At 58.5% G+C, this 13,472-nt stretch carries 10 protein-coding genes; 7 read left to right on the forward strand and 3 right to left on the reverse strand.

Annotated elements, in window-relative coordinates; translation table 11 throughout:
• Positions 1-105 precede the first annotated feature (105 nt).
• The 4 genes from J3362_RS13830 to J3362_RS13845 all read left to right on the forward strand — a co-directional run bounded on the left by J3362_RS13830 (position 106) and on the right by J3362_RS13845 (position 6,237).
• A complete protein-coding gene (locus J3362_RS13830; RefSeq protein ID WP_349520417.1) occupies positions 106-2,199 on the forward strand; it encodes a 3-hydroxyacyl-CoA dehydrogenase NAD-binding domain-containing protein in 2,094 nt (697 codons plus the stop codon).
• Positions 2,200-2,447: 248 nt separating this feature from the next.
• Entirely contained in the window at positions 2,448-3,632 is a 1,185-nt protein-coding gene (locus tag J3362_RS13835; RefSeq protein ID WP_349520419.1) for an acetyl-CoA C-acyltransferase, read from the forward strand.
• A gap of 72 nt (positions 3,633-3,704) precedes the next feature.
• Positions 3,705-4,811 (forward strand): zinc-binding dehydrogenase, encoded by a 1,107-nt coding sequence (locus tag J3362_RS13840; protein WP_349520420.1) that lies wholly within the window; start codon positions 3,705-3,707, stop codon positions 4,809-4,811.
• Positions 4,812-4,821: 10 nt separating this feature from the next.
• Entirely contained in the window at positions 4,822-6,237 is a 1,416-nt protein-coding gene (locus J3362_RS13845) for an aldehyde dehydrogenase family protein (RefSeq protein WP_349520422.1), read from the forward strand.
• Positions 6,238-6,462: 225 nt separating this feature from the next.
• On the opposite strand, the gene J3362_RS13850 is transcribed toward J3362_RS13845, so the two are convergent.
• On the reverse strand, positions 6,463-7,044 hold the full coding sequence (locus tag J3362_RS13850) for a QsdR family transcriptional regulator (protein WP_349520424.1): 582 nt from the start codon (positions 7,042-7,044) through the stop codon (positions 6,463-6,465).
• 160 nt (positions 7,045-7,204) lie between these two features.
• Between J3362_RS13850 and J3362_RS13855 the strand changes: the two genes are divergently transcribed.
• The 3 genes from J3362_RS13855 to msrB all read left to right on the forward strand — a co-directional run bounded on the left by J3362_RS13855 (position 7,205) and on the right by msrB (position 10,717).
• Positions 7,205-7,906: a response regulator transcription factor gene (locus tag J3362_RS13855; protein WP_349520425.1), complete on the forward strand. Its 702-nt coding sequence runs from the start codon at positions 7,205-7,207 to the stop codon at positions 7,904-7,906.
• 2 nt (positions 7,907-7,908) lie between these two features.
• Positions 7,909-9,408, forward strand: a complete 1,500-nt coding sequence (locus J3362_RS13860; RefSeq protein ID WP_349520426.1) for a sensor histidine kinase — start codon at positions 7,909-7,911, stop codon at positions 9,406-9,408.
• Between the two features lie 79 nt (positions 9,409-9,487).
• Positions 9,488-10,717: a peptide-methionine (R)-S-oxide reductase MsrB gene (gene msrB, locus J3362_RS13865; protein ID WP_349520428.1), complete on the forward strand. Its 1,230-nt coding sequence runs from the start codon at positions 9,488-9,490 to the stop codon at positions 10,715-10,717.
• 50 nt (positions 10,718-10,767) lie between these two features.
• On the opposite strand, the gene J3362_RS13870 is transcribed toward msrB, so the two are convergent.
• The gene (locus tag J3362_RS13870) at positions 10,768-11,496 is read right to left on the reverse strand and encodes a 3'-5' exonuclease (RefSeq protein WP_349520429.1); all 729 of its coding nucleotides are present in this window, start codon (positions 11,494-11,496) and stop codon (positions 10,768-10,770) included.
• A complete protein-coding gene (locus J3362_RS13875) occupies positions 11,489-13,363 on the reverse strand; it encodes a putative nucleotidyltransferase substrate binding domain-containing protein (RefSeq protein ID WP_349520960.1) in 1,875 nt (624 codons plus the stop codon). Before J3362_RS13875 ends, J3362_RS13870 begins: the two co-directional genes overlap by 8 nt.
• Positions 13,364-13,472: the final 109 nt, after the last annotated feature.

Here is a 13,472-nt window from a genome sequence, read left to right on the forward strand (position 1 = left end):
GCCTGTAGTTTAATGGGTGGTTGAAACCACAAACGAACTTGTATTAAATCGTACGCATGTTTCGCTAGTTAAAACCATATTTCAGAACGAATGCGAGGAGAAATCATGTCTGAGGTCGTTAGCTATAACCGGGAAGGCAACATCGGCGTTATTACCGTGAACTACCCGCCGGTAAACGCCCTCGGCCAGGCTGTTCGTTCTGGTCTGCTCGCAGCCCTGGAGCAGGGCCAGAAGGATTCAGAGGCCAAGGCGCTGCTGCTGGTTTGCGAAGGGCGCACGTTTATTGCCGGCGCCGACATCCGTGAGTTCGGTAAGCCCATGCAGGAGCCCACACTGCCGACGCTGGTCAACACCTTTGAAAACAGCGACAAGCCGCTGGTTGCCGCGATCCATGGCACCGCCCTGGGCGGTGGACTGGAAACCGCGCTGAGCTGCCACTACCGCGTCGCCGTGAGCAGCGCCAAGGTTGGGCTGCCGGAAGTGAAGCTGGGTCTGCTGCCCGGTGCTGGCGGCACCCAGCGGCTGCCGCGCCTGACCGGCGCCCAGAAAGCGCTGGAGATGATCACCACTGGCGAATTCGTCGGCGCCAACGATGCCCTGGCCCTCGGCATTCTTGATGCCGTGGAAGAAGGCGACGATGTCCGCGCAGTGGGCATGGCCTACGCGCAGAAAGTGGTCGACGAAGGCAAACCGGTGCGCCGTGTTCGCGATATCACCGACAAAATCGAGGCGGACAAGGGCAGTGATGTATTTGACCAGTTCCGTGAAGAACTGAAGAAGCGGGCCCGGGGCCTGTTCTCCCCGTTCAAGTGTGTCGACGCTGTGGAAGCGGCGTTCAATCTGCCTTTTGACGAAGGCATGAAGCGCGAGCGGGAACTGTTCATGGAATGCATGGAATCACCCCAGCGCGCTGGCCTGATCCATTCGTTCTTCGGTGAGCGTGAGGTCTCCAAGGTCAAGGGGCTACCCAAGGATACGCCGGTTCGTGACGTAAAGAGTGTTGGTATTATCGGTGCCGGCACCATGGGTGGCGGTATCGCCATGAACTTCGTCAACGTGGGCATTCCGGTCACTATCGTGGAGGTCAAGCAGGATGCCCTGGACAAGGGCCTGGCCATTATTCGCCGCAACTACGAGAACTCCGCCAAGAAGGGCAAATTGACCCAGGAGCAGGTGGAGCAGCGAATGGCGCTGATCACGCCGAGCTTGACCTACGACGATTTCCGGGACGTTGACCTGGTGATTGAGGCGGTGTTCGAGAACATGGCCGTCAAGAAGGAAATCTTTGCCAAGCTCGATGAGGTCTGCAAGCAGGGCGCGATTCTGGCGTCCAATACCTCAACCCTGGATATCGACGAAATCGCCTCTGCCACCAAGCGCCCCGAAGACGTGGTGGGTATGCACTTCTTCAGCCCGGCCAACGTCATGAAGCTGCTGGAGAACGTGCGTGGCAGCAAGACCTCCGATGAGGTCAAGGCCACGGTGATGGCGGTTGCCAAGAAGATCAAGAAAGTGGGCGTCATGGTGGGCAACTGCTACGGTTTTGTCGGCAACCGGATGCTCCACAAGCGTGGCACCGAGGCCATGTCCCTGGTGGACGAGGGCGCCACCCCGCAGCAGGTCGACAAGGTGCTGACCGATCTCGGTTTCCCCATGGGCCAGTTCGCGATGTCCGATCTGGCCGGGATTGATGTGGGTTACCGGATTCGCGAAGAGCGCCGCAAGGCTGGCGAAGACATTCCCGCCAGCTGGATGGATAAGCTTGCCGAACAGGGCCGCCTTGGTCAGAAGACCCAGGCAGGTGTATACAAGTACGAGGAAGGCAGCCGCAAGCCGATTCCCGACCCGGAGGTGGAGCAGCTGATCGAGCAGTTCCGCAAGGAAGAGGGGATTAAGCCCCGGGAGATTACCGATCAGGAAATCCTCGAGCGCTGCGTGTATGTGATGATCAATGAGGGCGCGAAGATCCTGGAGGAAGGCATCGCCGATCGTCCGCTGGATATCGACATTGTCTGGATCTACGGCTATGGCTTCCCGGCCTATCGCGGTGGCCCCATGTTCTGGGCCGATCAGGAAGGTCTGGATACGATTCTTTCGGCGGTGAAGAAGTACCAGGATACCGTTGGTGGCGAGCAGTGGGAGCCGGCGGCTTTGCTTGAGAAGCTGGTCAGCGAAGGTAAGAAATTCGGCGACCTTTAAAGCATAGCTTGGGGCTGGTCGCGGGGCGGGGTGCCTTTTCCTCTGGGAAAAGCAACTCGCTTCGCTCAGACATCTTTTCCCGGCGGAAAAGGCACCCCGCCCCACGACCGGTTCAGTTAGTACTTTGGACCTGTAGGTCGGATTAGGCGAAGCCGTAATCCGACAACCCAAGCGGCATGATCAATTCGATGTCGGGTTACGGCTTTGCCTAACCCGACCTACATATTTCGAAAAATGAGGGCATTGTTATGTCTGATGCAGTCATCGTTTCCACAGCTCGTACTGGCCTGGGTAAATCCTATCGAGGCTCTTTGAATAACACCCACAGTGTCGATCTGGCGGGGCACGTTATCAAACACGCCGTCGATCGCGCCGGTATTGATCCGGCTATTGTTGAGGATGTGATCATGGGTGCAGCCTTCCAGGAGGGTGCCCAGGGCCGGAATATTGCCCGTCTGGCGGCCATTCGCGCCGGTCTTCCGGTGACTACTGCCGGGTTCTCCATCAACCGTTTCTGCAGCTCGGGGTTGCAGTCCATTGCCCTGGCGGCACAGCGGGTGGTGTCCGAGAAAGTACCGGCCATGGTGGCCGGGGGCGTTGAGTCCATTTCCCTGGTGCAGAACGAGAAGATCAACAGCTTCCATGCCACCAACGAGTGGCTGATGAAGAACAAGCCCGAGCTTTACCTTTCGATGATTGAGACGGCGGATATTGTCGCCAAGCGCTACAACGTCAGCCGTGAAGCCCAGGATGAGTATTCGCTGATTTCCCAGCAGCGTACTGCAGCGGCTCAGCAGGCGGGCAAGTTTGACGATGAGATTGTGCCGTTCGACGCCACCATGCTTGTGAAGGACAAGGAAACCGGTGAGGTCAGTGAAAAGCAGGTGACCCTGAAAGGTGACGAGTGTAATCGCCCGAATACGACCCTTGAGGGCCTGGCGGGTCTGGAGCCGGTGCGCGGCCCGGAGCAGTTCATCACGGCCGGCAACGCCAGCCAGCTGTCGGACGGAGCCTCAGTATGCACGGTGATGAACAGCACCTACGCCGAGAAGCACAACATTGAACCCATGGGGATTTTCCGTGGCTTCGCTGTGGCGGGTTGTGAGCCGGATGAGATGGGCATCGGCCCGGTGTATGCGATTCCGCGCCTGCTTGAGCGCAATGGTCTGACCATGGACGACATTGATCTGTGGGAGCTGAACGAAGCCTTCGCGTCCCAGGTGATTTACTGTCGTGACCGCCTGGGCATTCCCATGGAGAAGCTGAACGTAAACGGCGGCTCAATTTCCATCGGCCACCCATTTGGTGTTACCGGTGCCCGCCAGACAGGCCACGCCCTGATCGAAGGCAAGCGCCGTGGGGCGAAATACGTGGTGATCACCATGTGCATCGGCGGTGGCCAGGGTGCTGCTGGCCTGTTCGAGGTGGTTTGAAGCCGGCCTGTATGAGATCAGGGTCAGAAGAGTGCTTTCTTCTGACCCCTTGTTGACCAAAAGGGGAAATGCATGGACAGACAAGCAAAAGCCGTCGTCTGCCGGGAATGGGGGCACCCTGTTCAGGTGGAAACCATCACGGTGGAAGGCCCCAAGCGGGATGAAATCACCGTCAAGATCGCGGCCTGCGGCGTCTGCCACAGCGATCTGTCCGCCACCACGGGTAAGATTCCCTACCCGCCTCCTCTTGTATTGGGGCACGAAGCCGCCGGCGTGGTTGTCGAAGTCGGTGAGGGCGTCACAGCCTTCAAGGAAGGCGACCATGTGGTGAGTACCTTCATATCCATGTGCGGCAAATGCAGCCAGTGTGTTCGTGGCCGCCCGGTGCTCTGCGAGAACGCCCGCAAGGCCATGTTCAACCTGCCGGATGGCACCGTCAGAACCAAAGGTGCCGACGGCGAACCCTTGAACGTCTTCGGCGCCTGCGGCGTGATGGCCGAGTTCGCCACCATGCACGTGGACAACTGCGTCAAAGTGGATGAAACCGTGCCGATGCAGAACGCCGCCCTGGTCAGCTGTGCCGTGATGACCGGTGTCGGCGCTGTCTTCAATACTGCAAAGCTGGAGCCTGGCTCCCGAGCAGCCGTGTTTGGTATCGGTGGCGTTGGCCTGAACGCGATCCAGGGCTGTGTTACTGCCGGTGCCGAGATGATTGTTGCGGTTGACAGCAACCCCACCAAGCTGGAGATGGCGAAGGAGTTCGGCGCCACCCACACCATCAATATCAACGAGGTGGAAGACGCGGCTAAAGCCGTTAAAAAGCTGACTGGCGGTGTCGATTATGCGTTTGAATGTGTCGGCGCAGGTCCGGTCGTCGAACAGGCCTATAAAAGCCTGGGCCGTGGAGGTACCGCCGTGGTCGTTGGCGTGGCAGATCCGAAGGACAAGACCTCACTGACCACCCTGACCCTGCCAGCGGACGAGCGAACGCTCAAAGGCAGCTGGCTGGGCTCGGCCCGACCGCAGCATGATTTCCCCAGAATCCTGGGTCTTTACAAGGCTGGTAAACTCAAGCTGGACGAACTGGTTACCCGGACCTACCCCATAGAAGAAGCCGCACAGGCATTCGATGATATGGTGGCAGGCAAGAACGCTCGAGGCGTTATCGTATTTGAATGAAGGGGGAAGCATGAACGAGCTGAACAGGAACTACATCAACGGCCAATGGGTGAGCTGGGCCGGTGACATGATCGACGTTCACGAAGCTGGCACCGGTGACGTGATTGCCCGTGTTCCCGCCGCCGGCGCGGATGAAATGGAACAGGCCATTGCTGCCGCCGATGCGGCGTTCGAAAGCTGGTCGGAAAGCACCCTGGAAGAACGAATCAAGGTGCTGGAACAGCTGCACGCGGGCCTGAAAGAGCGCGCGCCGGAAATCGCCGAGACCGTCTGCCGGGAAGTGGGCATGCCCATCAAACTGGCCACGCCGATCCAGGCCGGTATGCCGGCTGCGGTGACCAAGAGCTACCTGAAGCTGCTGCCTGAGTTCCCGTTTACCGAACAGTCCGGCAACTCCGAGGTGCAATACGCCCCGGTGGGTGTGGTTGGCTGCATTACCCCCTGGAACTACCCGCTGCACCAGGTGATCCTGAAAATCGTCCCGGCGATTGCGGCCGGTTGCACCGTGGTGCTCAAGCCTTCCGAAATCGCTCCCCAGACGGCGTTTATTCTTGCCGAGATTCTGGATGGCACCGACCTGCCCAAGGGCGTGTTCAACATGGTATGCGGTTATGGCCACACCGTCGGCGACACGCTGATCAAGCATCCGGATGTACGAATGGTGTCTTTCACCGGTTCCACGCGTACCGGCAACCTGATTGCCCACGCTGCGGCGGACGATTTCAAACGCTTCGCCCTGGAGATGGGCGGCAAATCCGCCTCGGTGATCCTCCCGGACGCCGACCTGGCGGCTGCCGTTAAAGGCACAATCAACAACTGCCTTCTGAACTCCGGCCAGACCTGTACCGCTCTCACCCGGATGCTGGTTCCGGCCGATAAGCACGATGAAGCCTGTGAACTGGCCGCAGCTGCCGTGGCTAAAATGACCCCGGGTAACCCGCTGGAAGAAACCACACGGTTGGGCCCGCTGTCCTCTGCCCAGCAGCGTGACAAGGTGATCGACTACATCAAACTGGGTATCCAGGAAGGTGCCAAGCTCATCGCCGGTGGGCCGGAAGCGCCCGAGGGATGCGATAAGGGTTACTTCGTCAAGGCGACGGTTTTCGGCAATGTTAAGCCAGACAGCCGCATCGCCCAGGAAGAGATCTTCGGGCCCGTGCTATGCGTGATTCCCTACAACGATGAAGCCGAAGCCGTGAAAATCGCCAACGGCACCCAGTACGGACTTTCCGGCGCGGTCTGGTCTGGCGACGATGCCAAGGCCAAGAAAATCGCCAGCAAGCTGCGCACCGGCCAGGTGTTCGTCAACGGTGGCGCGTTCAACCCCATGGCGCCGTTCGGCGGCTTTGGGCATTCCGGTATTGGCCGCGAATTCGGCAAGTGGGGCCTGGAGGAGTTTCTGGAAGTTCGCTCGCTGCAGTTGTAATGGCTGGAGCCTGGTGTCGGGTTACGGCTTTGCCTAACCCGACCTACTGTGAGGTTCGAATGTCGTGCGGTGTCGGGTTACGCCTTTGGCTAACCCGACCTACTGTGATGTTGAGCATGCAGTATGTAGGTCGGATTAGGCGAAGCCGTAATCCGACAGATCCCCGAAAGTCAGATCGGCCACGGGGCAGAAAAGACACCCCGCCCAGGGGCCAGCCACCAAACTTCAGGCCTTCCCCCCAAGCAGAATCCGCACGGCCGTACAGGCATCCTCCAACTCCGCTTCCCTTGGCTCGCGTCCGGCGATGATGTCGCTGTACAGGCAGGACTCTGCAAGCCGAATCATGAAGTAAGACAGGCTGAAGATGTTCATTGGTGGCTTGATATGCGCGGCCGAAACCTGGTCTTTCAGCATCCGCGTATTGGTTTCCACCGTGCGTGTGTGCAGGATGGACTGGGATGAAGTGAGGATCTTCAGGGCGTATTCCGGGTCCTGGTTGATGAATCGCCGCAGCGGCTCGAAGTGCAGGATGGCGGAATTGGTGCGCCGGTAAACGCCGACAATGTAGTCCACGCCAGTGCCGGGTGTTTCCGCCATGGCCTGGCGCCAGAGGGGTTCATACAGTGACCAGAGAATCTCGCCGATCAGAAGATCCTTGTTACCGACCCAGCGAAACAGGGTGGCGCGGCCAATTCCGAGCTCATCAGCCAGCGGCGCCAGGTGAATGCGCTCACCCTTGAGCCACATGCGACGTGCCCGCTTGAACGCCTCGGCCGGTGTTGCCCTCGTTACGGTTTTGTCTGCCACTGAAACCTCATGCCCGAATTTGGATTCATTTTAACGGCTAAACCCGGAGCCGGCTATGCGCGCGGTTCTGACGGCTTGTGATGGTTTTGTGAACTTTTCCGCCTACACTCTGCCATGAAAGCATCGAAAGCCACCGGCAAATTCAGCGAAGCCCATTACCATGACGCGAACGGTACTGATTATTGAGGACAACCCGGGCATCGGTGAGCTGGTGCGCATGCAGGTTTCAGATCTGGGAATGAAGCCCGTGCTCGTGGACCGGGGGGACACCGGCCTGGAGCGGTTCCGTGAGGGTGGAATTGATCTGGTGATCCTGGATCTGATGCTGCCCGGCCTGGATGGCCTGGCGGTGTGCCGGGAGATACGTGCCTGCCCGGGTTATGTGCCGGTTCTGATGCTTACCGCGAAGAGCACAGAGCTGGATCGGGTTCTGGGCCTGGAGATGGGCGCGGACGATTACCTGACGAAGCCGTTCAGCGTGGCGGAGCTGGCAGCCCGCATCAAAGCCCTTTTCCGGCGAGTGGATGCCCTCTCGCAGGCGACGCCTGCAAGCGATCAAACCGATGAGATCGAGGTGGACGGGCTTCGGATTGATCCGGTTCGCCGGCGGGTCTTTGTGGCTGATCGGGAAGTGGATCTGACCGCCCGGGAGTTTGATTTGCTCTGGCACTTTGCCTCCCATCGGGGAAGAGTGTTCAGCCGGGCACAGCTGCTCGATTCTGTGTGGGGTTACAACCACGAGGGCTACGAGCATACCGTGAACACCCACATAAACCGGCTGCGCAACAAGATTGAGGCCGATCCCGCCGACCCACGATACGTCCAGACGGTCTGGGGTGTTGGCTATCGGTTCATGGATTAGCGATGGCACTGTCTGTCTTCCGTACCCTCTATGCCCGGCTTGCGATCGGTCTTTTCCTGCTGCTGCTTGTGGTGGGTGGGCTCTTTACCTTTCTGAGTCTGGCTTCGGTGAGGGAATACTCGGCTGCGGTCAACCAGCAACTGAACCGCGACCTCGCCCGTAACCTGGTGTCTGACCGCAATCTGGTAACTGATGGCGAGCTCAACCGGGATGCCCTGAAGCAGCTCTTTGAGCTGTATATGACCATCAATCCCAGCATTGAAATCTATCTACTGGATACCGAAGGTAACATCCTTTCCTACTCTGCCGACCCGAACAAGATCAAGCGCAACCGGGTATCCCTGGAACCGGTACGCACCCTGCTTGAAAACCCGGGCGCTTACCCACTGCCCGGTGATGATCCGCGCAGCCATGACCAGCGGAAGGTCTTCTCGGTAACGCCGGTGCCTTCGGCGGAGGATACAACGGGTTACCTCTACGTGGTTCTGCGCGGCGAGGAGTATGATCTGGCCGAGAGCATGGTGCACAGTAACCGGCTCCTCCAGTTGGGCGCGGGCGCGCTGGCGGTGAGCCTGTTTGTCGGCCTGTTGGCCGGGCTGGTGTTCTTCCGGCTGCTGACGCGTCGGCTGTCGAGGCTGACCGAGCGGGTGGAATCCTTCGAGCGCGGTATGTCGCCTGAGCGCACCGCGGCGGTGGCGGGCAAAGGTGATGACATTGATTACCTGGCCGCCCGGTTTGATCAGATGGCCCAGCGGATTGTTGCCCAGCTGGACCTTCTGAAACACAAGGATGCCCAGCGCCGGCAGCTGGTTGCCCAGGTCTCCCACGACCTTCGAACGCCACTGGCATCCATCCAGGGTTATATCGAAGCTTTGCGCATGAAACAGGACACGCTCGCCGCCGAGGAGCGGACACGTTTCCTGGATGTGGCCCTGGCCGAAAGCCATCGGCTTGGTCGCCTGGTGGAGGAACTGTTTGAACTTGCCGCACTGGATGCCCGGGAGAAACAGCCGAAGACGGAACCGTTTGTGGTTGCCGAACTCCTGCATGATGTGGTGCAGAAGCATCAGCCCGAGGCGGAGCGCGTCGGCGTTGCCCTGTCGATTGTCTCCGTGGCTCCGGTCCAGGTGCTGGCGGACATCGCCATGACCGAACGGGTATTGGATAACCTGATCAGCAACGCCATCAGCCATTCGCCAAAGGACACGGAGATCACACTGAGCGTTGCCGAAAGGGACGGTGGTGCGGAGATTACCGTAGCGGACGCTGGTCCCGGCATTGATGATGAGGACCTCGATCACGTCTTCGAACCCTTTTACCAGGCCGCAGGTGCTTCCAGAACGGGACATGCCGGGCTTGGGCTCGCCATTGCCCAGAGGATGGTTTCACTACAGCAGGGGAAACTCTCTGTCCGCAATGCCGATGGTGCTGTTTTCAACGTCTGGTTGCCTCTGGCCGGCGACAATTATGGGTCGGGCGGAGAAAAATCCACAGCGTTATGAATTCGTAACACCTGGTGAACGTTTTCGTGAATCCATGACCTTACGCTGTAGGAATGGAATCACGTGAAGGAGAAGTCTGATGAAACGCAAGATAGTGGGTATGTTTTCAGTATTGGCTCTGGTCTCTGCAGCAGGGCTGTTCACCACCTATGCGGTTGCCGAAAAGTCGGAATCGCAGATGAGCAAATATGCGCCGGATGATCCGGATCTGGCCGTGGCAACGTTCGCCGGTGGCTGTTTCTGGTGCGTGGAAGCGGGTTACGAAAAAATTCCTGGCGTGGTTGAGGCCGTTTCCGGCTATGCAGGCGGCAAGGAGAAGAACCCCAGTTACCAGCAGGTCTCCTCGGGCAAGACCGGTCACACCGAGGCGGTTCAGGTGTATTACGACCCTGAACAAATGACCTACGAAGGTTTGCTCGCAGGGCTCTGGCGCATGATGAACCCCACCGACATAAACGGACAGTTTGTCGACAGGGGCAAGCAGTACCGCCCGGCGATCTTCTACCACAACGCCGAGCAAAAGCGCTTGGCGGAAGCAGCCAAGCAGGAACTTGAGTCCTCTGGCGTCTATGACAATCCGGTGCTGATCCCCATCGAGCCGCTGGAGAACTTCTACCCGGCGGAGGAATATCACCAGGACTACTACAAGAAAAATCCGGTCCGCTACAACTTCTATACCTTCAACTCTGGCCGCTACCAGTTTATCGAGAAGGTGTATGGCGAGGACTACGAGCTGGATTTCTCCCGCTTCCAGGAAGACGCCAGTGTTGATGCCAGTGACGACTTGGTGTCCGGTGATAACGCCAGTGCCGGAAAAGGTGAGATGGGCAGCGGTTTCAATCCGGAACGTTTTGAGAAGCCGGGGCAGGAGGTCCTGAAGCAGCGCCTGACGGATATGCAGTTCGAAGTGACCCAGGAAGACGGCACCGAGCCGGCGTTCAATAACAAGTACTGGGATAACAAGAAGCCCGGTCTTTACGTGGATATTGTCTCTGGCGAACCGCTGTTCTCCTCGCGCGACAAGTATAAATCCGGTACCGGCTGGCCGAGCTTTACCCGGCCGATTACGCCGGATGCTGTGGTGGAGCGTGAAGACAGTTCGTTCTTCATGACCCGGACGGAAATTCGCAGTAGCCATGCGGATTCCCATCTTGGCCACGTATTCAACGATGGCCCTGCGCCAACAGGGCTGCGCTACTGCATGAACTCCGCGGCGATGGACTTTATCCCGCTGGAGAAGATGGAACAGGCCGGCTATGGTGAGTGGATTGATGACGTCAAACCGGAAACCGACATTGCGGGCCAGTAACCTCATGATTCAAGTTGGTCGGATTAGCCAAGCGTAATCCGACAATCACATTACAACCAAAGGTCCGCCACCCTGGTCTCTCGGCTGAAATGATGCAACACCTGGGCCTGCAGGAGTTCGGCAGTGGCGACCGCATCAATCAGGGCGTTGTGGGCGGCATAGTGAGGCAGCCCATAACGCAGCCGGCTGTCAGCCAGTCGAATCGACACGGGCTTCTTCCCCAGCAGTTGTTGCCAGCGTGACGGGTTTCGGTCCGGATGCAAGTGGGCCTCTATGGCCATCGTATCGATCAACGGAAACCGGATGCCTTCTCCCAGGCGCCATTGCAGAGCGGCGTCGAAGAACGATCTCTCGATGTTGCGGTAGTGAACCACTGGGATACGCCCGTTCAGACTGGCAAACAGGTCCTTCAGAATGTCGGTCATATCCGGTGCCTGGTCGATATCACTGTGGGTAATGCCGTGGATAGTAATCGAGGTCTGGTGCAGCGGGAGCTTGGGCCGCACGATCCAGTGGCGGGCTTTGCCCAGCTGGATGCCGTCGAGCGTAAACGGCACCAGACCGATACTGACAATCGAATGTTGATTGGCGTCCAACCCGGTGGTCTCGAAATCGAGCGCGACAAAGGGCACCTCGGATAAGGGCGTCTCCGGCGACACACACCCACTCTCGTAATAGGCTTTAAGAATCGGGGACTTGCTCTGCTCCGCCAGGGCCTTGAATTGCTCGGGCCATGGCAGGCGTGTAACAGAATTCTCGGCCTGCTCCTCACTAGACATTACGGGCCACCCCGGCGTGATACCGGAATTTCAGGAACTTCTGGGCACCGCTGACTACCTGGAACGCATCCTTGAGATGGCTGCGCTCAAACGGTGAAAGGTCTTCGGGCCGTACGTTGTTGTCCGGCTGCCGGTCAGCCTCGATTGCCAGGGCCTGGTGCCGGATACGAACGATGGAGATAAACTCAAGCGCATCCCTCAGGTTGCCCAGATCGTCGTCCAGCAGGAGCTTGGTGTTGCCGATGGCTTTCAGTCGCTCGAACGAGTTTTGTGCACGGGAGCCGCAGGCCAGGGCATGAACCCGAATCAGATCCGACAGGGGCGCTGTTCCGCGACGTTTCAGGTTGAAGGTCTTCTGGTGCTTGCCATCCTCTTCCAGCACGAAAGTCCGGAAAAAGCCGATCGGCGGCGTGCGGTTCAGGGCGTTGCGCGCCAGCATTGCCAGGAACCGCTGGCTGTTGCTGGCTTTGTCGGCCACCAGTGTCTTGAGCTGTTCGGCAAAGTCGGTCTCGCCGTAGATGCCATCCAGATCAAAGAAGATGTTGCTGTTTAACAGAGCCTCGGCTTTCGGATTATCAATCCAGTCGGTGAAGTAGTCCTTCCAGACGCGCAGTGGCTGCCGCCATTTCTGGTTGGTGGCCATGATGTCGCCGGTGCAGTAGGTATAGCCGCACTCCGCAAGGCCATCGCTGACGAATTTCGCCAGCTCCAGGAAGTATTCGTCATGTTCTTCCGGCACAAAGCTGTCGTCCAGGATCATGGCGTTATCCTGATCCGTGACCACCAGCTGCTCGTCCCGCGCCATGGAGCCGAGCGCCATAAAGCAGTAGGGCACGGGTGGGGGGCCGAGTTTCTCTTCGCCCAGTGCCAGCAGGCGCTGTGTAAAGCTGCGCCCGATACCGGCCATGGCACTGCCAATCATGTGGGAATTGGCATCTTCGTTCACCATGCGAACAAAGCTGTCCCGAACATCCAGGCTGATTTTCTTCAGGCCTTTTACATCCTGCTGATGGTAGATGTTACTGACCAGGTAGAGGCTGCTCTGGCTCTCGTACTTCACGATGTCAGACAGCGCAATCACGCCGCGAACCTCATCCCGATCCATCACCGGAAGATGGTGCACGTTGTTGTGCAGCATGGTGAGCATGGCCTCGAATATGAACATGTTCGAGCGGATGGTGATCAGATCCTCCGACATGATCTCGCTGATCGGGGTTTCCGAGGCCAGGGCTTCGCTGAGGGCCCGGGTGCGCAGGTCCCGGTCGGTAATGATGCCCTTGAGCAAGGGCTTGTCACCTTCCTCATCCATCAGCAGCAGTGCTGAGACGCCGTTTTCGGTCATGATCCGCGCCGCTTCCTGCAGGCGAACGGTGTGGGGCGCTGACACCGGTTCCCGGGCAATCAAACGGGTAACCTTCGATGTCATCAACTGGTTGGACTTTTCGCGGCGGGAAACGGCGGATCGTAGGCGGCTTCGGTCTTCAATCTCAACGAAATCGGCAAAGTTGTCGTCATTTTCCCAGAGGTACTGGAAGGTATCGTAAGGGATCTTGTACAGCAGAACGTCTTCCAGGGCTTTGACGGGGAAGCGCACTTTCCGGTTCATCAACAGGCCAAACTGGCCGAAGACTTCGCCCTCGCTGATCCGGTTGTACAGCTCCCCGGTGCGCCGATAGATCTCGACGGCGCCACTGCGCACGTAATACAGCCAGCTGCTCGGGTCACCCAGTTCGAGGATCTGGCTCCCGGCCTTGAAGTACACAACTTCGATGTCGCCAACCACTCTGTCGAGCAGTTCCTCGGCCATCTCGTCAAACGGCGGATATTGAGCCATGTGATTGCGGATGTCGACCAGCTCGGCCTGCATAAAACTCCCTGTTTTGGCGAAGGAAAAGTGATTGTCAGTCATGGAATATAGCAGTGGCAGAGGCCTGCGGCCATGTTGACCTTTGATGGATTTCATTGACCGCTTACCC

This window comes from Marinobacter sp. NFXS11 (assembly GCF_040148675.1).
Classification (GTDB): domain Bacteria; phylum Pseudomonadota; class Gammaproteobacteria; order Pseudomonadales; family Oleiphilaceae; genus Marinobacter.